The 24,677-nt window shown below is 66.6% G+C and carries 18 protein-coding genes and 4 pseudogenes; 11 read left to right on the top strand and 11 right to left on the bottom strand.

The window, feature by feature from the left end:
• Positions 1-43 precede the first annotated feature (43 nt).
• The 6 genes and pseudogenes from AB0E02_RS31570 (at position 44) to AB0E02_RS31545 (ending at position 4,413) form a co-directional block, all read left to right on the top strand.
• Positions 44-172 carry a hypothetical protein gene (locus tag AB0E02_RS31570; protein WP_362145641.1) on the top strand — a complete coding sequence of 43 codons (129 nt, stop codon included), beginning with the start codon at positions 44-46 and terminating at the stop codon, positions 170-172.
• A 504-nt stretch (positions 173-676) separates the two neighbouring features.
• Positions 677-1,042: pseudogene (locus tag AB0E02_RS31565) on the top strand (histidine phosphatase family protein); the annotation flags it as partial.
• A 13-nt stretch (positions 1,043-1,055) separates the two neighbouring features.
• Positions 1,056-1,340 carry a hypothetical protein gene (locus AB0E02_RS31560; RefSeq protein WP_362145685.1) on the top strand — a complete coding sequence of 95 codons (285 nt, stop codon included), beginning with the start codon at positions 1,056-1,058 and terminating at the stop codon, positions 1,338-1,340.
• Between the two features lie 13 nt (positions 1,341-1,353).
• Entirely contained in the window at positions 1,354-2,532 is a 1,179-nt protein-coding gene (locus AB0E02_RS31555; protein WP_362145638.1) for a hypothetical protein, read from the top strand.
• Between the two features lie 169 nt (positions 2,533-2,701).
• On the top strand, positions 2,702-3,124 hold the full coding sequence (locus AB0E02_RS31550; RefSeq protein WP_362145635.1) for a MarR family transcriptional regulator: 423 nt from the start codon (positions 2,702-2,704) through the stop codon (positions 3,122-3,124).
• Positions 3,121-4,413 carry an MFS transporter gene (locus tag AB0E02_RS31545; RefSeq protein WP_362145630.1) on the top strand — a complete coding sequence of 431 codons (1,293 nt, stop codon included), beginning with the start codon at positions 3,121-3,123 and terminating at the stop codon, positions 4,411-4,413. The genes AB0E02_RS31550 and AB0E02_RS31545 overlap by 4 nt, the downstream gene beginning before the upstream one ends.
• A 72-nt stretch (positions 4,414-4,485) precedes the next feature.
• Here AB0E02_RS31545 and AB0E02_RS31540 read toward each other — a convergent pair.
• Positions 4,486-4,689, bottom strand: a pseudogene (locus tag AB0E02_RS31540) (Tn3 family transposase); the annotation flags it as partial.
• Positions 4,690-4,993: 304 nt separating this feature from the next.
• Positions 4,994-7,372 (bottom strand): hypothetical protein, encoded by a 2,379-nt coding sequence (locus tag AB0E02_RS31535; protein ID WP_362145626.1) that lies wholly within the window; start codon positions 7,370-7,372, stop codon positions 4,994-4,996.
• Between the two features lie 119 nt (positions 7,373-7,491).
• Between AB0E02_RS31535 and AB0E02_RS31530 the strand changes: the two genes are divergently transcribed.
• Positions 7,492-8,484 (top strand): hypothetical protein, encoded by a 993-nt coding sequence (locus AB0E02_RS31530; RefSeq protein ID WP_362145623.1) that lies wholly within the window; start codon positions 7,492-7,494, stop codon positions 8,482-8,484.
• Positions 8,485-9,813: 1,329 nt separating this feature from the next.
• On the opposite strand, the gene AB0E02_RS31525 is transcribed toward AB0E02_RS31530, so the two are convergent.
• The 4 genes and pseudogenes from AB0E02_RS31525 to AB0E02_RS31510 all read right to left on the bottom strand — a co-directional run bounded on the left by AB0E02_RS31525 (position 9,814) and on the right by AB0E02_RS31510 (position 13,029).
• On the bottom strand, positions 9,814-10,446 hold the full coding sequence (locus AB0E02_RS31525) for a DUF1963 domain-containing protein (RefSeq protein ID WP_362145680.1): 633 nt from the start codon (positions 10,444-10,446) through the stop codon (positions 9,814-9,816).
• Positions 10,447-10,854: 408 nt separating this feature from the next.
• Entirely contained in the window at positions 10,855-12,138 is a 1,284-nt protein-coding gene (locus AB0E02_RS31520) for a hypothetical protein (protein WP_362145620.1), read from the bottom strand.
• A 237-nt stretch (positions 12,139-12,375) separates the two neighbouring features.
• A pseudogene (locus AB0E02_RS31515) lies at positions 12,376-12,653 on the bottom strand (HAD-IA family hydrolase); the annotation flags it as partial.
• A 172-nt stretch (positions 12,654-12,825) separates the two neighbouring features.
• Positions 12,826-13,029: a hypothetical protein gene (locus AB0E02_RS31510; protein ID WP_362145617.1), complete on the bottom strand. Its 204-nt coding sequence runs from the start codon at positions 13,027-13,029 to the stop codon at positions 12,826-12,828.
• A gap of 1,287 nt (positions 13,030-14,316) precedes the next feature.
• Here AB0E02_RS31510 and AB0E02_RS31505 point away from each other — a divergent pair.
• Together AB0E02_RS31505 and AB0E02_RS31500 are read left to right on the top strand one after the other, a co-directional pair.
• Positions 14,317-15,534, top strand: coding sequence for a ParA family protein (locus AB0E02_RS31505; protein ID WP_362145614.1), 1,218 nt, complete (start codon positions 14,317-14,319; stop codon positions 15,532-15,534).
• A complete protein-coding gene (locus AB0E02_RS31500) occupies positions 15,531-16,619 on the top strand; it encodes a ParB/RepB/Spo0J family partition protein (protein ID WP_362145611.1) in 1,089 nt (362 codons plus the stop codon). Before AB0E02_RS31505 ends, AB0E02_RS31500 begins: the two co-directional genes overlap by 4 nt.
• Before the next feature lie 111 nt (positions 16,620-16,730).
• On the opposite strand, the gene AB0E02_RS31495 is transcribed toward AB0E02_RS31500, so the two are convergent.
• From AB0E02_RS31495 to AB0E02_RS31480, 4 genes and pseudogenes are all read right to left on the bottom strand, one after another.
• A complete protein-coding gene (locus AB0E02_RS31495; RefSeq protein ID WP_362145608.1) occupies positions 16,731-17,186 on the bottom strand; it encodes a DUF6193 family natural product biosynthesis protein in 456 nt (151 codons plus the stop codon).
• 981 nt (positions 17,187-18,167) lie between these two features.
• Positions 18,168-18,440, bottom strand: a complete 273-nt coding sequence (locus tag AB0E02_RS31490) for a hypothetical protein (RefSeq protein ID WP_362145605.1) — start codon at positions 18,438-18,440, stop codon at positions 18,168-18,170.
• Between the two features lie 305 nt (positions 18,441-18,745).
• On the bottom strand, positions 18,746-18,994 hold the full coding sequence (locus AB0E02_RS31485; RefSeq protein ID WP_362145602.1) for a hypothetical protein: 249 nt from the start codon (positions 18,992-18,994) through the stop codon (positions 18,746-18,748).
• Between the two features lie 1,114 nt (positions 18,995-20,108).
• A pseudogene (locus AB0E02_RS31480) lies at positions 20,109-21,022 on the bottom strand (IS982 family transposase).
• Between the two features lie 67 nt (positions 21,023-21,089).
• Between AB0E02_RS31480 and AB0E02_RS31475 the strand changes: the two are divergent.
• On the top strand, positions 21,090-21,479 hold the full coding sequence (locus AB0E02_RS31475; RefSeq protein WP_362145600.1) for a hypothetical protein: 390 nt from the start codon (positions 21,090-21,092) through the stop codon (positions 21,477-21,479).
• A 137-nt stretch (positions 21,480-21,616) separates the two neighbouring features.
• Here AB0E02_RS31475 and AB0E02_RS31470 read toward each other — a convergent pair whose 3' ends face one another.
• Positions 21,617-23,317: a DUF2637 domain-containing protein gene (locus AB0E02_RS31470; protein WP_362145677.1), complete on the bottom strand. Its 1,701-nt coding sequence runs from the start codon at positions 23,315-23,317 to the stop codon at positions 21,617-21,619.
• Between the two features lie 870 nt (positions 23,318-24,187).
• On the opposite strand from AB0E02_RS31470, the gene AB0E02_RS31465 reads away from it, so the two are divergent.
• Positions 24,188-24,547, top strand: coding sequence for a hypothetical protein (locus AB0E02_RS31465; RefSeq protein ID WP_362145597.1), 360 nt, complete (start codon positions 24,188-24,190; stop codon positions 24,545-24,547).
• The last annotated feature ends 130 nt before the right edge of the window (positions 24,548-24,677 follow it).

The following is a 24,677-nucleotide window of genomic DNA, read 5'->3' as shown; positions in this document are numbered from 1 at the left end:
CGCCACCCTTGCGTCCATGAGTTGGCATTGAAACGTCCAGCGCGTGATGACACCAGACCAAGTAGAGCGGACGCACATCCAACTGCTCGGTCTACCTGAGCACCTCGTCCACCTGCCGCGCGTGCTCAAGACGCCCGGCAACACCACCGCCAAGCAGAAGGACACCCGATGAACCACCGTCGCTTCCGCCGCTGCGGCCAGGCACCCGGCGCCCTCTCCCCCGAGGACCAGGCCGTCGTCGATACTTTTCGCGCGATGCTCGCCGCCTTGCGTATCCCAGCGCCCTGGGCACCAGGCCGTTAGCAGGACGTCGTCATCAGGGTCGGCCCGTTCGTTGAACGCGTCCACCCCCGGCCAGGCGACGACCACGGCCCCGACCTCATCGCCTCGCCCTGGTTCCACCCCGACACCCCGCACGCCGCGGCCTACGCCCGCCGCTAGACCCGCAAGCGCTGGCTGCGCTGTGAGACGAGCACGATCCTCGATCACGGCCACTACCGGGTCACCCGCTCGCCCACCCTCGCCGCCCGCACGGCAGCCGCCGGACAGCTCGGGCTCCTTCCCGAGACCGACCTCGTCCGCACCGAGCCGCCTACCCCACCGCGATCGGCTCAGGGCCGCGCCACCGCAGCCTCGCTCCACCAACTCCGCTTTCCTGAACCTGAAGAGGGTGAAGATGCTCTTCCTTGTTCGTCACGCCGAATCGATTGAGAACGCCAGCAAGTACACCGGCTTCTACGAGAACCCCCGTCCGTGGACCGGGCCGGCCGCGCATGCCCTGTCCCGGGGCATTGTCGGCCTGACGCCCCGCGGCTTCCTCCAGTGCCTGTGGCTGCGGCAGACGCTGCGGGACCTGACCGGACCCGACCCGACGATCCGCACCTCGCAGTACCGCCGCGCCCTCGACACCGCCGCGCTTGCTCTGCCAGGCCTGCCCTACGAGGTGACCGCGCTCCTCAACGAGCAGCACTGCGGCGCAGCCACCTACATGACCAAACAAGAGCTGTACGCCACCTATCCCGAGGGGTCGGAGACCGGCAGACCCGCAAGCACCTGTGGACGCCCCCCCCCCCGGCGCCGGCGGGGAGTCCCTCGCCGGCGGCGTCCTGCGGCGGGCCACGGCGTTCGTCGACGGACTGCGCACCGCGTCCGCGGCGGATGTCGTGGCGTTCACGCACCACACCGCGATCCTCGCGCTGCGCGCGGTCCTGGAGCGCCGGTCGGTGACCGAAGTGGTCGACGAGGCCCGTGTGCGCAAGACACCCAACGCCGCTGTCCTGGTCTACGAGCAGGTCGACGGCCTGTTCCACGTCCGCGGCACCGTGCAACCGGACTGCTGAGGAGGCTGCGGCCATGAACTTCCTGTACATCAACGGGCCCGTGCACAATGGCCCCTTCACCTTCGCCGAACGGCCGGGCAAGGCGGCCGGCCTTCGCGCGGCCGCAGCACTCAACACCCTCCTTGACGCCGGGCCGGCCCCGCATCTGTGGAACACCGTCACTCTGGCCGGGGACCTGCGCCACCGTGACGCCCCCGACCGCGACACCGTCGGCCGGCAGGAGCGGGAGGAACACGCGATCGCCGCCAAGTACGCGCCGGGCGCGGCCCCGGCCGGTGGCGTCCTTACCGACACCGCGCCCGTCGTGGCCGCCCTCGCGCTGGAGATGACCGAACGCCTCCTGCAGGACGGTGTCCTGGCGGTCGCTCCCGTCCCGGTCCATCTCTGCACCCGCTGCGGCCACATGGCTGGCGTCGTCGCCCACACCTGCCGCGCGTGCGAGCACCCGAGCTTCCGTCCGCAAACGCGGCAGTTGCTGGTTTGGGACAGGCTTCCCGGCGCACCAGTGCTCGCCCGTGATGACTTCCACGCCCACCGGGCCAGGACACCAGGACATCTGCTGTCCGTCGCTCAGAACGTCCCGGAGCGGCTTATCCTTTCCCGCACCCGTGACCACGGCATCAGCCTCGCACCCCTCGGGCTCGACGGCCTGGTCCTGGACCCGCGGGCCGGCGTGCACATCGCCGTACTGGCCGCTGCTGCCCAGTCCAACACCGGACAGCCGGTGATGACGATCACCGAGAACGCCGCGGCGAACGTCGCTGCCTACGGAGCCCTGTTCCGCAGGCACAACGGAACACGGCTGCGGTACGCGGTGCACGGCCGCATCCCGTACGACGACACCGCGGCGCTGCAGCGGCTGTGCGAGGTGCACCGCGTCAGCCAGGCGCTACGAGAGCTGTTCCTCACCTGGTTCCTGCCGCTGTGCTCACTGCACATCCGAACGGGCATCACCGCGGCACAACTCCCGGCCCTGCTCGAATTCTGCCGCCGCGCCCACCTGGCCCGGCCGGACACACCCGGGAGTGACGGCCTCGCCGAACTGCGGCGCCGCGTCGCGGCGGGTGATATGCGCTGGGTCATGGACGTCCGGACCCTGTCCCGGGCCATCCCCGAGTACCCGGTCATCCATTCCCCGGAGGCGATCGCCGAAGTTACCAGCATGCTCGCGCCGGGCGATCGCCGGCGCTGACCGCGGGCAGGGCGCCTTCCCGGAATCGGGGACCATTGGTGCAGCCCTTCGCGCTGAGCGGTTAATCACGACTCGATTATCACAGCGCTGTTATATTAGCGCTGTGACACCTTCGGATCCCACAGCGCTACCCGACCCATGGCACTCCCTGCATGAGCTTCTGGCAGTTATGGATGCCGAGATCGAGCAGGTCTACGTCGAGCGTGGCATCGAGGGGGTGCGGCCGCGGTTCGCCTATCCGCTGATCCGGCTCGCCCACACCGGACCACTGACCATTCGCGAGCTTGCGCAGTCGCTGGACCGCTCGCACTCCGCGATCAGTCAGACCATCGCCGCCATGCGCAAGGAGGATCTGGTCACCTCCGAGCCAGGGCCTGACGCCCGCACCCGGCGGATCGACCTGACCGAGCGCGGCCGGTCGCTGGTGCCGTTCCTGGAGGCGGAATGGCGCGCTACCCACGCCACGGTCGCCGAGCTGGACAGCGAGATCCCGTACGCGATGACCACCGTCGTCGAAGAGGTGCGGCGCGCGCTGGCGCGCCGGTCGATGCGGCAGCGTGTCCTCCACCACCTTGTCGAGCCACCGCGATGAGGGGGCGTGTCCGTGTCCGGTTTCTCGACGCCCGCCCGCTGCGTAGCAGTCAGCCGTTTCGCGACCTGTGGATCGGTACCTCGGTCTCTCAAGTCGGTGGACAGATAGCCAATGTGGCGGTGCTGGCCCAGGTCTGGGACCTGACCGGCAGCCCGGTGGGCACCGGCGCCATCGGGCTCGCCACCGGCCTGCCGATGGTGCTGTTCGGGCTGCTCGGCGGCACGTTGGCCGATACCGTTGACCGCCGTGCGGTGGTGCGGGCCACCACCTCAGGCCAACTGCTGGCCGCTGCGGCGCTGTGTACCCAGGCCCTGGCGGACAACCGGAACGTGCTGCTGCTGCTCGCCCTGGTCGCCATGGGGACGAGCTGCAGCGCTCTCGGAGCTCCTGCCCGGCGCACCTTCCCGGTCCGGCTGTTGCCGGGCGACCAGGTCGCGGCCGGTCTTGCGTTGACCAACGTCTCCTTCCAGGCAGCGATGCTGGCCGGGCCCGCGATAGCCGGGCTGATCATCGCCCGCTGGGATTTCCCTGCCGCATACGCAACCCAGGCCGCGGCCATGGTCGTCTCGATGCTCGCGGTGATCCGCCTGCCTGCCATGCGGCCCGAAGGCGCCGACGCGGCAGGCGGCAGGCGCCGGCCGGAGCGTGGCGGTTGGCGAATCGTCCTGCGCCGCCCGACGCTGTGGGGCTCGATGGCCACCGACCTGTCCGCAACGCTGCTCGCCATGCCCATCGCGCTCTTCCCGCTGGTCAACGAGATCCGCTTCGGGGGTAACCCGCAGACCCTCGGCCTGTTCCTCTCGGCCGTCGCGGTCGGGGGGATCACGGCCGGTCTGCTCTCCGGTACGGTGACGCGCTGGCGCCGTGGCGGCCTGGTGCAGCTGTCCGCAGCCGGTATCTGGGGCCTGGCCCTTGCCTGTTTCGGTCTGGCAGGGCCGTTGTGGCTGGCGCTTGGATGCCTGGCAGTGGTGGGCGCTGCCGACACCGTGTCTGTCGTCACCCGCAGTGCCCTGGTCCAACTGGAGACCCCGGACGCGTACCGGGGGCGGGTCTCCTCGGTGGAACACGTCATCGGTGTCGCGGGCCCCGAACTCGGCAACTTCCGTGGTGGCCTGTTGGCGTCGGTCACCTCCGCCTCCTTCTCCCTGGTCTTCGGCGGACTGTCCGCCATCCTGGCGATCGCCGCCGTGGCCGCGACCAACGCGCCCCTTCGCGCCTACCGCACACCGCCTGCTCCCGCGAAGCCGACCGTCCCTGGGGCCGCCGACGCGGCGGCAACCGCCGGTTAGGTTTCCTGACTCACCTACTGCCTTGAGCCCGGTGGCAGGGGTCGTCAGCGTCCGGTCCCCCCTCACCGAGTGTCATTCCTCGTCGGCGGCGTCCGGATCGCGCAGCGACCGCAGGCCCCCGGGCACGTCGGCGAGTTGGAAGGAATACCGGCCGAGCATGTTGGTCTGAGGGCGGACGAACGGGGAGAGGCGGGCCCCGTCCTCGTCGCGGACGTCGAACCCGTCCTCGCGCAGCTGAGTGACGGCGGCGTCCATGTACCTCGTGCTGAAGAGCACCAGGGCATTGAGCCGGGCGGCGGGGCCGCACAGGAAGACCTTGGCCACTTGACCAACGGCGCCGCCCCGAACGCCGACGGGCGAGGTGAACAACTACGGGACGTGTCAGCCGCCGCTTCGCTGAGTGCCGGTCACAACGCCAGCGCCTTTTACTGCGAGTTACTGCTTACTGCGAGCTGCCCAAATAACAAGGTCGGCCTTCAAGGCCCAGCAGGTCTTGAAGGCCGACGTCATCAAGTCCCGATCACCAACAGCACACCGTGAAGGGCCCTCGCATGCTCAGGTGCGCTGCGCGTGGATCACGCTACTCCTGCGCAGTGCGCCGTCGGCGCATCCACCAGGTCAGACCGACCCCCACAGCCGCGAGAGCCGCAGCGGTGGCCGTGATCAGGCCCACTGGCGTGTTGGATCCGGTGTCGGCGAGTCCACCGTGCGGGCCCTTCGCCGGCGGTGTGGGCGGCAACTTCTGATCGATGGGAGGTTGGGACGAGTTTCCCGGGGCCGGGGTGGGTGGGGTGGTCGGGTCGTCCGGCTTCGTCGGGGTCGGTGTGGGCTTCGGCGTCGGACTGTCCCCGCCACCTCCGGTATCACGGGCGCTGCCGGAGCCGCCGAGGTAGACGGTGTCGGTGTCGTTGTACGTCACCGGGGCCCGCTGGGACTGCTTCGTCGTTTTGTCCAGGCGGGGGTGTTCGACACTGAACTGCAGGCGGGTGACGTTCCGCTTCGGAGACTTGGAGAAGTCGACGCCGCCAACAATGTAGACCTGGGTACGGCCGCCTGCAGGAACCTCGTACTGGAACTCACCCTTGGTGAAGATCTTCCGGTACTTCTTGAAAACGCCCTCGCGGGTCCAGTTCTTGTTCGCCCCGCGCAGCGGCCACTTGGAGACGTCGTTGCTTCCGATGATCTTGTGGAAGTCCCCCGGTGCGACGGCATCCTGCTTCTTCACCCACTCCGCGGCGACGCGGGAGGTGTAGACGCGGCGCAGGTCCGCGTACTGCGGTGCACTGTTGATGGTCTTCTCCACAGCGGGGACGATCATCGCGTCCACCACCCGTTGCGCCGCTTTCGTCTCCGCCTCGTTCGGGCTGCAGATCGGCGTGCCGGGGCCAGGAGTGACGGTGGTCTGCGCCGTTGACTTCAGCCGGAGCGGGGCATCCAGGATGTAGATGCCGCCGTCCTGCTCGCGCACCTTGGCGGGCTTGGGCTCGATCCAGTTGCGCAGGCCCGGCAGGCATGGGTAGCCGCGTTGCTTGGGCAGGGCGGCCCAGAACCGTTTACCCAGGTCAGTCTTGGGGTCCATGGCCTTGTAGAAGTCGTGCTTCATCTGAAGGTCGGCTTCCAGCAGCACACGGCCGGCGTCGGTCTTCCCGAACTTCGCGTCCATGATCCGGTCGGGCTGATCCGGGTTGAGGTTCACCCAGAACTTCTCCGGTGTGAGCGCGAGCCAGGTGAAGAAGGCGTCGGAGGCCAGCTGTGCCTTGGCCCGTCCGCCCCAGCCGGGGGTTTTGTCGGGATGGGGCATGTAGTCGGCCTTGAACGAGTAGTCCAGCCCTTTGCCCTTCACGGGCGCGCTGACGTAGCGGAGTTCGAGGGTGGAGAAGTCGATGCCACCCGGTCCGCCTCGTGGCAGCCCGCCGCGGGTGTCGAGCCTGCGGGCTGCGCCTTGCCTGATGCGTGCGTCCTCCGGGGAGTCGGCGGAGCTGCGAATCGGGTCGGGCAGTGACCCCTTGGGGCGCTTGGTGGGGTCCGGGTTCATGATCCAGTCGCGCTCGGTGTACGGACCGGACTTGTACTTCGAGAGCGCCTGTGAGCGGTGGTCGAAGTAGCCCATCCGACCCTGGCCGCCGAGCTTCTTCTCCACGGCCTTGATGTCGTCGACGGTGTCCTGATCGGGCTTGTCGCCGAAGATGTACCGGATGCGGTAGCCCTTGTACTTGGGGTCCTTCAGGACGGCTTCGTCCTCTTCGAGCTGCTCTTTGATGCGTTCGCCGTTTGACTTGAACTCATAGATGATCTTTTCGCGGTGATTGACCGCGTCGTACTTGCGTGTGAACCCGCGGCCCTTTTCGGTCACGCCGGTGATGTCTTCCTGGCACAGCCAGAACTTCCCGCCGAGCTGGTAGTCCTTGACGACCTTCCCCTCGAAGGCGTCGCCGCGGCGGTTGACGTACTGGTTCGAGATGTAGAAGTCGCGCCAGTAGGCCCAGCCGCCGCTTCTGATCGGGGACTGCTTGAACGTGGCCCAGGCCCGCTCCTTGGACCCCTCGGGGTATTGCTTGTAGTCCTTCGTGAGCGCATCCAACTCGGCATCGGTCGGGGCGCGAAGCCCATCCAGGCTCCTGAGCGGAGTGTCGAACTCATAGGAGTCCCACTGCGACTTGGGGCGCTGGTTGTAGGGCAGGTTCCCCGGAAGGCCGGCCGGGTCCGGATGCCTGACCCGGCGGTTCAGCCAAATATCGTCGCAGCGACCCTTTCGTGGAGCGGCATCGGCCTCGTCCTGGCCGTGCGCAGGCAGGCCGGTCAGTGTCAGCACGCTCGCCGCGGACAGCGCAACGACGGCGCGACCTAAGAGTGCCCACCGTCGCCGAGGCGCGGGTATCAGGTGATTCACGTAGCTCTGTTCCCCCATCGTGGGGGCACGCTCACGAACTGTGCGCGGCGATCGCGCCCCCCGTGACATGTACGCCGCAGGAACACCCTAGGGCCTCACCCCGACCGATGCGCAGACGATTTGACGTCAACTCTCCAGCTACCAACGGGGGTTGGCTCCTTGTTAGATCCCTCACCTAGGGTGACGCCATGCACCCCTACACAGCAGGCAAGGACGCCCCCGAAGACTCCGAAGAGCACCGCCTGTACCTCTGGGTCCAAGAAATGCACGAGCTGATGGACCACCTACACGCATCATTCGCCCCGCAGGATTGGAAGCACGACTACACCAGCGCGTCAGCGACCGCACTGGAAAAACGCCTGATCACCTACTGCACCGGCGAGAACCACGACCGAGACGCGACCCGGATCGAGGTGACGGCGGCCTACTTCGGCGAGGTACTGCTGAACGAGGCAGGAGGCCGATGGGGTTGGGACAACAACGCGGGCGAAGGACCAAGCGGCCTTCCCGTCATTCTTCCCGACCCTCCGCTCGACCTCGCACCGATCGTTCCCCTGGAACTCGCCCACCGAGCCCTCGCGAAGCGCACGGGAAAGGTCATGGCCGCTGAGATACGCCGGGTACGCAAGGCGGTATACCCGCACTACGGGCGCACACTCGAATCGCATCCACCGCGGCTGCCCACACCCCGGGTGGAGAGTCATGACCTGGAAGCGGTGACCTTCCGGATGGCTATGGACGACTGGCTCGGACAGTGCATGCGCGACTTCCGGGACGGGTGGATCGAAGAAGCCGGCTATGGAGACCGTGAGTTCTGGGCGTTCACGCCAGCCTCGCTCGACCAGCTTGAGGCGATCCTCCGGGACCGCTGCCCCACCTTGGAGGCATTCAACGACGTCTGCAGCAGCCGTTTTTGGACCGTCGCCGCCTGGTACGTAGGCATGGTCGTGACTGAGGAGAAGGCCGCGACATGGCAGTACCGGGCCATCGATCCCGAGGCGGCACCGGGCAGCATGTACGCCGCCGACGACTACTGGACGGGAAGCATCTTCGTCAACCAGCGTGACCGCATCGGCGGCCACGCCGAGCACCCCATCGATATGCTGCGCGCAGTCCTGCGAGACGGAGTAAGCCTGCGGCAGTCGTACGACCGTTTCCCAGCCCCTCATCTCCCCGAGTAGCCCGGCCAGATCCCAATCGTCAGCCCCTCCCCCTCCCCCTCTGTTGTCGACGGAGGACATGCACCGTGGGGAGCGACGGGCGCGCTTTCCTGCCTGGTACCTGCCGGAGCAGGCACGAAGGTAGGCCTCTCAAGGGGGATATGCGGTTCTTCGGGATGACTGCGCGGGGCCGCCATGCGCATTGCCGTTGTGGCTCCCAGTGTGGGCAGCCCCATGGACGGTCACAGTGCCCCGTGGGCTGTCGTGAGTGGTGCCTAGGGTGGGGGGTTATGCGATTGGTCGAGATGGAGATAGCCCTGCACGATTGGGAGACCATGCGGTGCGGGTGTGACTGCTCGGCGGGGCACCTGGCCCAGGACCTGCTGCAGCTCGCGGGTAGGGGGGGCCGGACAGGGATCGGGCCCGGTTGTCCTTGAAGAACATGTCTGGTCTCCAGTGTGCCTGTGGGAGCCGGCTCCTGCGGTGGCCTCCGTTTCTCTGGCCGCTCTCGCGGACGACGTGGCACCGGCGGCTCGGGAGGACTTTTTGGGCCTCTTGCAGCACTTGGTGGCCGGCGAGGGCACGGATGGTGATTCCGCTCGACGAGGTCTTGATCTTCCGGACCTGTGCCGGAAGATTGCCGCGCGAGGTCTCTGGCTCCTCTATGAGGAGGTGATGTCGAATCGGTCCTTGGGGGTCGCTGGCACCGCCTTCGAGATCCTCACGGTGGTGGAGCCCGACAGGGCTCGTTTGCGGCGCATTCGCGAGATGGCGGCCGATTGGTTGCCCGTGTGCTGTCGGACCGGGTTGTGTGATGACAGATCTGCGGGCTGGTGAGCGCTGAGTTCGCCCTGGCTGTATCGATCACGAGCGTCGTTAACGGTTGCCGGGTCTGCGGCTGGCATCGGCAACCTTCAGAACGCCAGCGAGGACCTCGGCTCCGCCGCCGTCTAACTCACCGACGCCCTGAACCGCACCGCCGGAGACCGGAGTTCGCTTCTGGCGCGGTGCGCGGACCCACCTGCGGAACGCCACCCAGATCGCCTGCTTGAAGGTCGTGCCCGTGCCCTTCTTCGCAGTCGACGCCCCGACACACCATGCCAGCGGCCTGTCCGGGGCGGTGGAAGGCCGCGACCCTCGGCCGCTGGAACGCCCCGTACAGCTGCCCGCGCCGACGACGGCGATTTCGACCTGTGGCTCTGCCCCGGGGCAGCCGCTCTGCTTGGCGGCTTGGGCGACTGCCGTGGGCTCATACGACACCGCAGCCGCCCGCAGCATTCTCCGGCGCACGAGGCACCGCGACCGGAACTGAAGCCACTCGCCACCAAGTTCAAGATCCCCGAGGGGGACTCAGCACTGCCACAGGAACAACGCTCGGCCACACGACTCGCAAGCAAATGCATAGGCACTGCCCGCGCCGCCGAAATTCATGGCGGTGCGGTGATCCGGGCCTTCTTCCAGCTGGACGATGAACGGCATGGTGCGGGCGCACGAGGGACAGGACGGGGTCTCGTCTGCCTGAATCCAGGCGGGACGCCCTCCAAGCTGACCAAGAACAGACGACTGGGGGCGTTCACTTCTCGCTGCCCACGCTTCGCGGGCCAGATCGTAGTCATCCTCAGATTCACGCTCCAGCACCACGGCGCGAACCGCGCCGAGCACGAGCACTGCCTCCTCGTCATCCTCGGGCTGAGCCAGCGGCTCAAGGACATCCAGTGGGAAGAGCAAGGCCCGGTTCCCTCCCGAGTTCGGATCCCAGTCGTCGCACATACCCGGGTCGTTCTGGCACGCGAACAAGGCAAGGACTCCTCGTCTGCCGTCCCCGCCCCCTCCTCCGACCTCGTCCAAGACGACCTGGGCAAGGAACTGCATCGGGCCTTCGCATGAGGTGCAACACGGCCACTCAGTGCCCGGTGGAGCCAGGGGCACTCCGCCTGTCCGGGTTACCAGCGCGTCTGGCGCAGACGGACCGGCTTCGATCATCAGAGTCGTCATTGCCGGAACTCTAGGTCACACTGCTGACATTCCCTTCAAGCGAGCACGTGACCAAGGTGGCTTACGGTTCACGCACCGCGCTCAACCTGCAAAACCTTGCCCCACCCCAGATGAGCGCGCCTCACTCCTGGAGCAAGCGGGCCAGCAGATCGACCGGCCCGCCCTGCGCCTGCCGCTGGTCGCTGGTCGCCCGCACGCTGCAGCCCCGACCTCGCGACCGGTGCCGTGATCGGCGTCCCCGGCTGACCGGCTGACCACCAGGACCCGAACGGCGCTGCTGGTAACCCGGGCTTTTGAAAGTCGCTGAATGGCCGATGCTCCTCAGTTCAGCTGATCCTCATTCAGCGCGAGCTGCTCAGGGATACGAGTCCGGGGTCGGACGATGTCCGGCTCGGGTTAGCGGGTCTCCCCCAGGTAGCTCAGAGCTTGGCGGAAGTCATCGAGGGCGTGCCTGAACTCGTGGGCGGCCGTGTGAAAGGTCGACCGGTCGATCAGGATCCTGGCCAGTGTTCGCGTTCCGTCCACCGGGTCGTGATGAGCCAGTCGGCGGGCCAGACCCACTCCGTCGTCGAAGAGGGAGCGCACTCGGTCCGCGAACAGGTGGGTGCGGTTCTCCCAGTAGACGGCAGAGTGGACGGTGAAGACCCGATGCAGTCGAACCAGTTCGGCCAGATGCTGATCCGGATTCTCGGTGGCTTGCACAGCAAGGGTGTGCACTGCTTCACGGAGAGCATGACGGCTGTCGAAGCAACGCAGCTTGGCCTCGGGCGACCACGGTATGGGCGCCGTCCCTGAAGGGAGAGGCGGTTCATCGGACGCAGGCCGATCGCTTTCCGCGCCGGAGAAGGACAGCAGCACCGCCCAAAACGGCGCCTGATAGCCACTCCAGGACTTCCGCTCCCCGGTATCGGCCAACTCCGTCAGCAAGGCGAGTGCCTCTTGCCTGACAGTGGCCGCCTCCTCGCCTCGGCCGTAGGTGTCGAGCATCAGGGCGTACCCGATGAGCGAGTAGAGATGGCATGCCATCGGGCCGCGGTCATTCGCAGCTTCGGCCGCTTCCATTCTGACGAGCGTCTTGAACGCGGCAAGTGCTTCGCCGGACCGGCCGGCATTATGGAGAGCGGCTATCCACTCCAGTAGGGACCAGGCGAGAGCCCCTCCGCCAGGCCCTTCAGGCAGCAACGCTGAGACCAACTCGGTCATGGCATCGGCAGCCTCGGCATATCTTCCTTCCTCGGAAAGACCGGCAGCCCACTCACGTAGTCCTTTGACCACGGGGTCTCCGGACAGCTCGGCCTGCGCACGGCCAATGGCGAGCATCTCGGCGCGCATGGCGAGCCCCTCGGCGCGTCGCCCCAGGCTGTACAGCTCCCTCTGGCATGTATCGAGGGCCCCATACAGAACATCCGCACGGACAGTTTCGGCTGGATCGATGGACCGCGCCGCAGCCACCGCCTCCTGGCACAGTGCGAGACGGGCTGCATGTTTATCGCCGGCGCCACTGTCGTAGCTCAGACGCTGCAGCGCCCTGGCCAAGAGAGGCAGGTACGCGGCGGGGCTGACCTGAGCGAGGACCCGGTAGGCGTCGACTTCCTCGCGCAGCGTGCGGCCTCCCGACGCGAGCAGCACATCGCGCGCCCGCACGATGGCGTCCTGATCGACTTTCCCCGAGCGATTCATGACGGAGATTCTGGGTGCCCAGGAGAGGGGCGAACAAGGCTGGTCACCTGTGCCGTTCCTCCTACGGAAAACCTCTCTGACCTGTCATGATGGGGATGACATCACTCCCCCGGAGTTCCCGCCCTGCACGCCGCGGGCGCAACACAGTGCGTGGCACTTGGAGCTCGGACCGGCCTGAAGTGCTTTCTACGAGATGGACATGTCGTGTCCGCGGCCCTGGACAAGGGTTGCGCGCGCTTAGGTGGTGACGGTCGCCAGCAGCTCGGGCAGGTGGCGCATGTCGTCGAACACGACGGTGCCCGGCCCCTCCAGCCGCGAGGCCAGGGTGAGGCCGCCGCAGTAACCGAAGGCCCGCATGCCGGCGGCCCGAGCTGCATGCACCCCGTATGCGCTGTCCTCGATCACTGCGCACCGATCGGTGGTATCCCCATGGAGCGTGCAGCGTGCTGGAAGAGGTCAGGTGCAGGCTTGCCTCGACGGACGTCGGCCGCACTGAAGATGCGGTTCTCGAAGTGGTCCACCAGATTGGCATTGAGGGAGCGCAGGTTCTGCGCGGCGGTGCTCCGCTGATGTTCGTGCTGATGCGCCAGCGGCATCATCGTTTGGCCAGCTTACGCAGCCAGGACTGGGCTATGCCGCCGAAACAAGAGCGACTTCCCCTTCTGCCAGGGCGAAGTGGCGCAGGTTTCAGACGTCACGCGGATACTGGTCGGCCCACGGATCATCGGCGATGAGCAGGTGCTCCGGCGTGAAACGGGTGTCCGCGATGAACCGGAAGGCCACCGCGTTGTGGCCGTGCCCCTTCCCGTCGGCTCCGAGCGGGGCGACGTGGTCGCGCCAACTGGTCTCGTCCCAGTCCAGAAGGCTGGTGATGGGCGCCTCCAGGCCCAAGTGACCGTGCGGCGGACGTCGCGGGCGGGAGTGAAGCGCAGTCCGTCGTCGAGACGGTGTTGCAGGCCGAGCTGAAACCCCAGACGAAGTGCTATGCGTCCCTTCATGCCTTTGATCCGGGCGCGGTTGGCGTTGTTCTCGCGCGGAACGACGTGCACCTTGCCCTTGCTGCGGTGTGGTGATAACGCCGTTATCACCTGCTCGGGAGTCCGGTAGTGGTCCACCGGGTGTCAGCGGCCCTTCGACTCTTCGACCGATGTCTCCTCGTATCCCGTCCACACCTGCCCCCAGGAAGGGCTGGCCGTTGCCCCATCGCGAACGACCTGCGTCTCCTCGTCCTCTTGGCCGCTATCCCTCTGCTGTCTCCGGACAGCTCTCGAAGTTCGCCCACACGCCAGCATCTGCTGGCGGCTGCAGGAGACGGGCCCAGCCTCCTGGGATCTCAGCTCTCAGAGCCTCGTTTTCGTTGGGGCTCGAGGGCATGGATGTTGTCTTGCTGGCTCTCGAGAGATTCGTATACGCAAGCTCCACGAGAAGCGCTCAAGGTCTGCCTCGGCCCACCACTCCCCCATCGCGCCGTTGCTGCACTGCTGTGAACACCTGACAGGGGGCTCGCTGTCTGATCTCGCATTCCGGCTGCGCGCCACTGCGTGGCTGCATCTGCGTCGGGACGGTGCGGTGCGGTGCGGTGCGAACTAAGGCTCGTCACGTCTCCCCGTGGGCGCTTCTGCACTGTGATGGCGATGGGACTGCGCGTTGCGAAGTGTCCGTCGTCCCCGCCGAAGGTATGTCGGTGATAACGGCGTTATCACCCGAGCAGGATCGTGAGAGGGCTCGATGGGCCAAACAACTGATGTGGTGCGCGGGTGGTGCTAGGTCCCGTCCTGCCGTTGCGCATGTCGGCCGTATGCCACTCCCCCCGGCCAGCGAATGCTCAGTCATCTAGGCGGGTTGTGACCGCAACGTCTGGCGATCTTGCTGCGATCAGTAGCAGCGCGGTGGGAGGGACGTGGAAAGGACAGCGCTGATCGATGGGCGAGACATGAGCGAGCAGGCAGCTCTGGGTGATAACGGCGTTATCACCCTGTCCCCCGGCAAACCGTCCTCCTTCCCTCTCGCGTGATTGCTGCTGAAGCAGCGTCACGGCAGCGCGCCTGTTACGGGAAGCGCGTGCTCGGTGTTTAGGGTGTTCTTGCCTGCTGTTGTGATAGTCCGTCCGGATCACATTTGGCAGACACTAACGTCTCGATGCAGAAATCGATCTTTGACGTTAGTAAGGTGCTCCCCATGACGTCACCTCAAGGCGGCCGCGAAAAGGTCGTATCCAAACTGACCGCCGCGCTCCGGCAAGACCTCAAGGTCCGTACGGCCCAGCTCGGCATCGACATCCAAGACGCTGTGGCTGAAGGCATCGCGACTTGGCGTGGGCTCGGGGCCAACCCTCCGGTCGTGGAAACCAGCGGAGCCGAGTCCTTCTCGACGTGGCTTCCCGAAGGCCAGTGGGATCAGTTCCGCACCGATGTGAAGGCCCGCGGGGTGTCCATCACCCAAGGACTCGCACAGGCCGTACAGCTGTGGTTGGACACCAACCCCTCCCCCACCATCGCTCGCCCGACGGTTGTCCAGCGAAAGATCATCTGCAACCAGAAGGGCGGTGTGGGCAAGACCGCCATCGCCGCCGGCGTCGGCGAGGCCTTCGCCGAAGACCCCAACCAGCTCTACCCGGTGCGCGTCGCACGGCAGATGACCGAGACTGGCGTCGACGCCGAGCTGGACGACCTCACGGGCATGGGCCTGCGTGTTCTCCTGGTTGACTTCGACCCGCAGGGCCACCTCACCAAGCAACTTGGTCACGATCCCCTGCCGATCGAGGGTGACAGCCTGGCCAACCACATGTCCGGGGAAGGTAAGGCCGATCTGGGCGACCTGATCGTCACTGTCGACGACGAACGGTTCGGCGGACGCCTGCACCTTCTTCCGGCCTGCGCTGACGCGTTCCTCCTGGATGTCAGGCTCTCCCGCGTCCGCATGCGCGAAGCCGCCCTGGAACGCGCCCTCGAACCCGTCGAGGCCGATTACGACGTCATCGTCGTCGACTGCCCGCCCAGCCTCGGCATGAGCATGGATGCCGCCGTCTACTACGGTCGGCGCCGCGAAGGCGAACCTCTCGGCAAGTCGGGGGTCTGCATCGTCGTGCAGGCCGAAGACAGCTCCGCCGACGCCTACGACCTCCTGGTCACACAGATCGAGGACCTGCGCGCCGACATGAAGCTCGAACTCGACTACCTCGGCATCATCGTCAACCTCTACGACGGTCGCCGCGGATACATCGCGACCTCCTCCCTCGAGCAGTGGAAGGCCATAAAGGATCCGCGCGTCATCGGCGTCATCCCCGACCGACGGGAACAGCGCGAAGCCGTACGCATGAAGCAGCCCTTGCTGTCCTACTCCCCCACCAGCGAACAGGCCGCCAACGTCCGCGCCCTGGCAAGGGAGATCGCATGAGCCGCGCACGTGACCGGCTCGCGGTCTCCTCATCCTTCTCCCACGCCTCCCAGGTCAGCGCACGCCGCCAGGCCATCGCCGCCGCCACCGAGGCACCCACCGCAGGAACCGAAGCAGCCCCTCGCCCCGAGCTCCCCCTGAAGCTCATCAGCGAGAACCCGGACAACCCCCGGGAGAAGGTCGGCGACGTCTCCGACCTGGTCGCGACGCTCAAGGAGATCGGCCTGGTGCAGGCCATCACCGTCGCGACCGTGGAGGCCTACCTCCGGTCCCGCCCCGAGCGGGCCAAAGACCTGGAGTCCGGCGCCGAGTACGTCGTCGTCGACGGCCACCGCCGCTACGCCGCTGCCCGCGAGGCCGGCTGGGAAAGCATCAAGTACACCGTCAACGACGACTTCGTCGCCACCGACGAAAGCCTCTTGGAAGCTGCTTTCGTCGCCAACCTCCAGCGCGAAAACCTCTCCGACCTCGAGGAGGCCGCCGCGCTGGAAAAGCTTGTCGAGCACTACGGCTCCCAGCGCAAGGCGGCTCAGCGACTCGGCGTCACCCAGGCTTTCATCTCGCAGCGCCTGTCCCTGCTGAAGCTCGACCCTATTCTCCAGGCTGACCTGGAGTCCGGCGAGCGGAAGGTCGAGCACGTCCGTGGCCTAGCCGGTCTCTCTCCCGAGGACCAACGGAAAAAGGCCGACGAGCGTCGCGAGGCTTCAGCCAAGAAGGCGGAGCGTCGCGGTCCCGCACCGGCCCCCCAGCCTGCTACTGATAACGCCGTTATCACTCCAGCTCGGGCAGCCAGCTCCACACAAGCGGACAACGGCGATATCGCTTCCGCCACAGAGGTCGGCGGGGGAGCCGGTGATAACGCCGTTATCACCCAGGCCCCCAGCAACACCGACGCCGTGGCTGCTGTACCGGCAGCCCGCAACGCGGCCAGGAAGGCTGCCGTCGAAGACGAGCAGTACGAAAGCGAGACGATTGACTGGCAGGACGCCACGTCGGTCGCCGCCGCCATCACGCGGTCGATGCCGGAGACGGAGATTGCACGACTGCTCAAGCTGCTGGGGGAGAGGTACCCGGTAACACCGTAGTCTTCCGGTCGTCTTGTGGTTGGTATTGCAGAGGGCGGGCCCATCCTCCGGAGGATGGGCCCGCCCTCTGCAATACCGAAACCAGACGATTGCCGACGCGGCCGAGCTTGATCACGGCTTGATCCGCTGCGCTCGTTCGTGCCGAGGGCGCGCTCGCTCCTCCTTGAGCCCATGTGCCCTGGCATAGGCGACCAGATCCTCCGCACTGCCGACGAAGGCCGGCCCACAGCCCTCCGGCAGTCGCTCGATCACCATCGCCACAGCTTCCCAGGGGCTTTCTGTGCCGGCGATTCGCGGGCTGCTTGGGCTTGGCCCCTCGATGTAGTACCGGTCGTCACCCGCTGTGCCGGCATAGGGGATATCCCAAGTTGGTCGACCCTCCGTACACCTGCTGAAGTGCAGCTCCCACATACCCATCCACGGGTAGAGCTGACGCAACTGAGGCTCGGCATGCGCGGCTCGGACCAGCGCGATGAAGGCCTCTTGGAGAGTGGTGGCTCTCGGCCGAGCTGGTTCGCCGGCCGTGGTGAGGTGTTTGTGCCAGGCGGCTGCGACGAGGTCGGTCATAACTAGATTCCGCAGACAGCTTTGTGCACCGCGGCTCCACCGGGCCAAGCTTGCTTTCAGGAGGGGCAAACGGCGCCGCACAGCCTCAACTGCGAGTCGGGGCATGGCTGTCCGAGGCCCAGCGTGGCCCAGTGCATCGGTAAGAGTGATAACGGCGTTATCGCCCTTGCTCCGGGACACCGGTTCCTGAACACGTGGCCGCAGCTGTTACTTCTCCACGAAGAAAGGAGACGGGCTCTGCCTAGGCCCACGGCTCACCGGGCAAGACGGCTAGTTGCCTTCGGCGGCTCGAGGCGGAAGGTAACAGGGCATCTGACAGAACCGGAACGGTCTGCCAGCTGTTCTTGCGCCTGGTGACGATAGTGCGAGCGGGGGCCGCGAGGACACCTCGACGAAGAAGGCAGGACGGGGGAGGCGAGCCGTCGTAAGCAGGCACCTGGTCGAGATCGCGCTGACAAGTGGTTGCCAGAAAGGGCTGCGGTGACGGCCTCCAGATGCGGGCGGCCACTCTGCAGCATCTGTCGGCAGCCCTTAGGTGCGTCTCCAGGTGGCCGGTCACACGCAGAACGTGCTCAGTGACATAGATCAGGTGGCGCGTAATAGCCCTGCGCACAGGGATCGGAACGGGAGCTGACCTGTTCGCTGGTGCTGGGCAAGCTTGGCCGGCGGCCACCATGGCCTTCTGGGCCCGATGCGGCTGCCCCTGCCACTGACGCCGGGATCGGCTCGGAGAGGTATCCCGCCACGTGGGTGATAACGGCGTTATCACCCCGGTCTGCTCACGAAGCCTAGGCGGCACCCGGCTGCGCGCCGACGGCCAAACGCTGCGGCGTGCAAGCCTTCCTCAAGTGATAACGGCGTTATCGCTCCTGCTGCTCCAGCCAGCGCCTCGCCTGGTGATATCGCCGTCATTCCCCAGGCGGCCAGCAGCGCCGATCCTGTGGGCTGCTGTGCCGACAGCAGCCACGCGGACAGAGGCCGTCAGGCGGGCCACAGCCCGACTGCGGCGACGCCGGTAGGTGTCCGGGCTGGTGCATGCGGCCTTCGCGGCATCAACGTCGAGCGGTGCCCCGGCGCGGTAGTGCTCAGCGATGGGCGAGCCTCATCGGCGGTCAGGACGCCTTCTTCCATCGCTTCCAGCACGAGCTCCAGCAGCTCCAAGCGCGCGGCGGTGATCTCCTCCTCGCCGGAGGTGAAGAGGCCGGTGTTTGCCACGGATAGCCAGATGGTGGTGGCCCAAGCGGAGTCGTCCACGGACGTAGGTCGTCAGCGCTCACCAGGTCCTGGCCGAGCCGTTCGCGGTCGGCAGCCAGCTCCCGGCACACCCGACGCAAGGCATCAAGGGCGAGGTTCGCTGCTGGCCGGCTCGGGCGGTGGTGGATGCGTCCGCTGCGCGCCGTCTCATACAGGGCGGCAATGACCGTGTGACCGACGTCGTCCCAAGTTCGGCCGCTGAAGGGCCGAACCTGCCCACGAACGATTCGCACGGCGGCGGGCATCATGGCCTGCACCACGATCCGAGCGGCCAGCGTCGCCGATCGGTCATAACCGGCCGGGCTTCAGCAGCGCGCGCAACACCGCATCGGACAGCGCGTCGGAAGTGACCGATCCGCCGGCCGCAGTGCGGCGAGCAACTGCTCGGGGCCCAAGGTCCGCACCCACGGATCGGTCACGGCCGCGACCTCGACGGCCAGGCAATCGGCCATCAGCCACTCGTAGACGGCACCGCGCACTTCGGGGTCGGCACACAGTGCGGCCCACTCGTTGTCCAGACGACCGAATATCCCGCCAGCCTGGGTCACGTTCACAGCACCGCTCCTTTCGCAGCTCGTGCCGTGAATGCTCCTCAGCAGGGACTGTCCGAAGGCATGCCCGCAGCCCTAAAACCAGAGGTGAGAGGCATGCCCGAGCGTGAGGAGATCGGGCATGCCCAAGGTACGCCTGTGAGCTGCGTGACCGATCACTCCCGACAGCTGCGGGGTGCAGGACATGCCTGCGTTGAGGCTGGAGCGCCGGAGCTGTCTTCCGCCAGTAGCGCTGTGGCGGACCGGCCGTGGCCGATGATGCCGAATCGGTCACGACCGATGGCCGATCCACGGCGCATCGGTCATCGGTCATCGGTCATCGGTCACAACGCTGGACCGGTCATGACCGGTCCACCGGGTGGTCATCGGCCATGAAATGTCTGTCGCTCGGGTCGGTCACGGTCGAGACCAGGCCCGGGACAAGGGTCGGCCGGTTACCTGAGACAGAGGGCAGCTACATGCCGACACGGAGGGCGCGACTCGCGAGGCGGGGAGCCTGAGCCGTGGTCGATCCTCACGAGAGCGGGAGGCTTATCGTCCATGCACGCCGACCAGGCGGAGCTGGGCCTTCGTCGATAGCGCACTCGGGAACGGTCGGGTCCGGCGAGACTTGTGGCAGCGTCTACGCTCACGGACCACTGGGGAGCGAGTGACCGACGAACCACAGCGCCGGGCGCGGCTTCGACTTTGCACGCCAGCACACGTAAGAGGCGACAGCAACCGGCGCAGCCGATTGGCATGGGCTGACGTCGTAGCGGGAGCTCGCCTGCTTCTTACATAAGAGACTCAACTGGATCGCGAAGCCACTCAGGAAGCACTCCGGAACCTGTTCGACAGACGGACGAGAGCCATCGCAGCCCCCACAGAGGGTGCCTCAGGTGGCATGCCCTCGTGATCCAGCAGCATGCAAGCACCGATCTCGTTCGAGACACGCCACGCCAGACCTTAAATGACAAGTGGAGTGCCTGCTGAACTCTGTGCCAGTAGGCAAGGGGCGTCAGGCTGGAATAGGTGCTTCGGACTCTGTGCGACCGGACCATGTCGTGTCAGCCCGCAACCCGGGCGCTCAGACCACCAGAAGTCACCCTGCCGCCGCTGGATGATCTATTCCAAGGGGTCAGTGATCGTAGGCGATCACTGAGCGTAGGAGGGTTTGTCCGGTCGCGTCGTTGTGCCAGATCGCGGCGGTCAGCGCGAGGATGCGTGGCATGACGCGGGCTATGACGCCTCCGGTGTGCGCCCTCGGTGCCGTTCGAGGTCAAGCTGTCCCTTGAAGGTTTCGTTGATCGATTCGATGACCTCTCGCAGCGGCTTGAACAGGGCTGCGCCAGGCCGTTCCTGTTCACCTCTACGGGCAGGCCGGAGCAACTGGACTCCAAGCTCGGACAGTTCGCGTTCGAAACCACGACCGGCCGAAGTAGTTCTTGTCGCCGATGAGAGTCTGTCGGGGGCGCTCTCGCAGAAGCTCGTATTCGGCTGCCAGGAGATCAAGGAGGGTCTCGTGTTCGTCGGCCTTGGCTCCGCGGTCAAGGCGAAGGCGATGGGCAGGCCCTGAAGGGGGCAGACCAGGTGCAGGCGCAGGCCCCGGAAGAGGCGGCTGTGACTGGCGCAGTAGCCGTATTCGGCCCAACCTGCCAGGTCGGAGCGTTTGACGGTCTCGCGGGAGCGGCCGCATTCCACCGGAGTGGAGTCCACGACCCATACGTCTTCGCTCCACACCGAGGTGGTGGTGGCCAGGATCCGGTTGACGCTTCGCATCAGACCGGCGGCCTTGCGCAGCCTCTTGTTGTAGCCGGGCTCCTGGGGCAGGTAGGGGAAGAGGTGGCGCGGGTGGGCACGGGTATGGCGGAGGCATTTGGCCTTGGAGGTGTAGCCGAGTGTGGCCTGCATCGTGGCGAGGGTGACCAGTTCGGCCTCGCTCAGGCGGGGCGTAATGCCGACCGGCGGTCGCGCCAGGTCGGGATGCTCCTTCAGCATGTCGTCGGTCGTCGCATAGAGTGCTGTCCCGAGGGTGCCCACGTCGTTCGTCACAAAACGATCTTGGACACCCTCGTCTCGTCTCCGTAGGCCCCCTTGGACCACCCCCCAGGAGGAACCAGTGTCATACCCGCAACTGCTCACCTCCGAGGAGAAGCTCGCCGACGCGAAGAAGCTGTTGAGCCTCCCGCGTATCGTCGTGATCTGCGGCTCCACCCGCTTCATGACCGAGATGAACGAGGCCGATCTGCGGGAGACCAAAGCCGGAAAGATTGTCGTCAAACCGGGCTGTGACATGAAGTCGCCGCACGAACTCTGGTCCGATCCTGTCGAGGCCAAGGCACTGAAGGTTCGACTCGACGATCTGCACCGGGCGAAGATCCGGCTCGCTGATGAGGTGCTCGTAGTCGGCGACTACATCGGAGACAGCACCCGAGCCGAAATCACCTATGCCCGGTCGCTGGGCAAGCCCGTGCGGTTCACGCACCCCGAAGTCGACCCTGACGCCTGATCGCCCGCTGCCGCCTCGACAACCAGGTCCGGCAGCCCGCCGCCTGACCGTCTCGCGGTTGCTTCGGCCGCCGCCCACCCCACACCCTCCGCAGGCATCCCTTGGAATTGATCATCTAGGCGACACAGTGCAGTCAACTAGGAATTGCGGACGGAACGCAGGCGTCCGCGGCCCCGCTCACGCTGCCGTTCGGCGAGGATCGCCTTTGCCTTGATGACGTCACGCTGACCCGTCTTGGGAGATACCTCGTTACGGCGAGCTGCTTCGGCGCCGGAGAGCTTCTTGCCGGACGCCTCGGCATCGAGCAACCACTCGACGACTCGTTCGATGCGCTGCTCCTCGGTCAGTTCGCGCACCGGCACGTCCATGCGGGGCTCGGGAAGACGGGCGGTAGCTTCTCCGGTCTCCGTGACCGCGGCCTCCCACACCCGGGCTTGCCCAGCAGATCCAGATGCGGCCGAACGGGCAACATCATCGCGGAATGCCTGTTGCGGCAGATGTCCGATGCCCGAAGGGCTGTCAGCCGCCGAAGCGGAAGGCGCCGGTACGGGCTCAGCTGGCGGATCGGTCATGACGGCGGGGGAGGGTTCTGCCATGACCGGGAACTGGTCGGACCGCGTGGCGTGACCGGTCCAATCGGTCACCGCGCTGTCGCCGACGGAAGCGCTGACCGATGGATCGGTCATCTCTCCTGCACTCTGGATCCGGCGCAGCTCCCGCACGACCGGTCGCAGCTCCGCTTCAGTGAGTGGGCCGCCCGTGGCCGTATCAACGATGCCGTAGACGTCAGCGACGAAGACGCTGAATTGGCGCGAGTTGGGCGAGCTGCCGTACCTACGGACGTAGTCCTCATACGCTGCGGCGAGCTGGGACAGTGTCACACTGGGCGCGACCGGAGACGCGTCCGTCGTTTCCTCGGATTGAGCTTGCGCGACAGCCTCGTCCGGTGGGGGAGGGGAGTCCACCTGAGGATGAAGCGAAGCCTCTCCGACCGACTCGACGGCGTCCCGGCCCCCATCCTCCTGGCGCGCTCCGCCTGCCGGAGCAATCACCATCGGTGTCTCCTCCGCCTGCAGGGCGGTGAAGAACTGCAGAGGTTCGTCGATGCCTGCGGCGGCCAGCCCCGCCGGTGCAGTCTGAGCCAGCGGCACGCCGTAGCGGGCCAGCTGTAGCGGCATCAGCGAGTTGACAGGGGCGCGGCGCCGCCAGCCGCGGCCGTAGCGGGCGCGCAGCTGCGTCTGGTAGACGAGGCGTTCCTGCTCCAGCTGGATGACCTCGTCGTAGGAGCGTAGTTCCCATAGCTTCATGCGCCGCCACAGCAGGAAGGTCGGGATCGGCGACAGCAGCCACCGGGTGATGCGCACGCCCTCCATGTGCCGGTCGGCCGTGATGTCGGCGATCCGGCCGACGGCGTGCCGGGCGGCCTCGACGGCCACCACGAACAGCACCGGGATCACCGCGTGCATGCCGACGCCCAGTGCGTCCGGCCAGGCCGCCGCGCCGTTGAAGGCGATGGTGGCGGCGGTCAGCAGCCAGGCGGTCTGCCGCAGCAGCGGGAACGGGATGCGGATCCAGGTCAGCAGCAGGTCCAGCGCCAGCAGGACGACGATGCCGGCGTCGATGCCGATGGGGAAGACGACCGAGAAGGCGCCGAAGCCCTTCTTCTCGGCCAGCGCGCGCACCGCCGCGTAGGAGCCGGTGAAGCCGATGCCTGCGATCACAGCCGCACCGGCGACGACCACACCAATCAGGACACGATGCGTCCGGCTCAGGACGACGCGCTGCTGCGCCTTGACCAACCCGGCCTTCCGCCCCTGCTCATGCTGCTCCTGCAGCATCGCCATCCCGCGCTCCCCTCTGTGATCAGGGCAGCAACTTTCTCACGCATCGCCTTGTCCTCCCCAGCCGATCCCCGGGCCGAACGACATGGGTACGCCTTCAGGGCATGCCCCTCCCGCTACAGGGCCTGCCGACGCCGCGTACACCCTCAGCAGGAACGCCCTGACCAGCCAGGTTCTCAGCGAACGGTTGCGGCGGCCCGGCTCACGCCTCGGCGTGCTGAGCTCACGCACCACCGGGCTCGGCGAACGATGCTTATCGGTGATTCGCCCCTTCCAGGCTCTGTCGAGCACCGCAAACTCTGTCGAGCATTCCAACTGAATGCTGTGTAACGGACTTGGCGGCTTCCTTGGCTCTGCGGCAACCGGCCCGCGGTGCCGCTGGTGGATCAGCGAGCGGCACCGCGGGTCGGTCACGGTGACCGCTGACCCAGCTCAAGCTCCAAGGAGGCGTTCTCCTGGCGTTTCTTGCTTCACCGGCCGTCGCCGAGTGTTTCCGGCACGGGGACGGTTTCGGTTGTGGGCCGGTGCCGAGGTAGCGCATACGCTCCGCCTTTGGGGTCGCCCCACCGGTCCTTGCTGAAGGGACGACATCGGCGGGCGGCTGCGCCGTCTGCACCGCTCGGCCCCACCGACATCCGGTCCTGGCGAGCGGGGGAGGGGTGGGTGACGGCCATCCCCACCTACGCGAGGAGCGGGGCTGCGGGGTTAACAACAGCCATTGGTTGAGGCCCGTGGCTGGACCATTTGGGCCCGCTGGCGAGACGCCATGGCACCCCTGACTGATAAACACCAATTCGCTTGTAGGACTGACGTGCCACCCCAGTAGGATGCACACGCCAGTACGAAAATCACACTTTGGGGGGATTTGTGACGTTACTGAAGCGTGCGGCAACGATGGCGGCGACTGGCGCACTTCTGGGGGGATCGCTCGTAGGGCTCAGCGCCACCAATGCCGTGGCTGCAAGCCACTGCGGCGGCGCCTACGTGCTGAAGAACAACTCGAGCGGCTACGGTTCCTTCTCCGGCAGCACCCCGGTCTACGACGACCCGTATTCGGACTGTTCCTCGAGGACCTACAGCTCCGGAACCCGGTTCTATTACTGGTGCTACCTCAACAACGACTACGGGAACCGGTGGATATTCGGTCGCGTTGACGGAGCGGACACCACTGGCTTCGTGTACTCCGGGAACATCACCGGTAGCACCGGCTCTCTGCAGCACTGCTAAGGCAGAGAAGCTGACCGTCGGGCCTCACAGGGCGGTTAGCCGGCAGTGCAGCGCATGGAAGCCTCCGACCATGTGGTCGAAGGCTTCCATGCTTTCTTCGTTGCCCTTCGGATGCGCCCAACGTCAGAGG

Origin of the sequence: Streptomyces sp. NPDC048196 (genome assembly GCF_040652715.1) — a bacterium.
GTDB lineage: Bacteria > Actinomycetota > Actinomycetes > Streptomycetales > Streptomycetaceae > Streptomyces > Streptomyces siderophoricus.
This window is presented reverse-complemented; position numbering and strand designations above follow the sequence as displayed.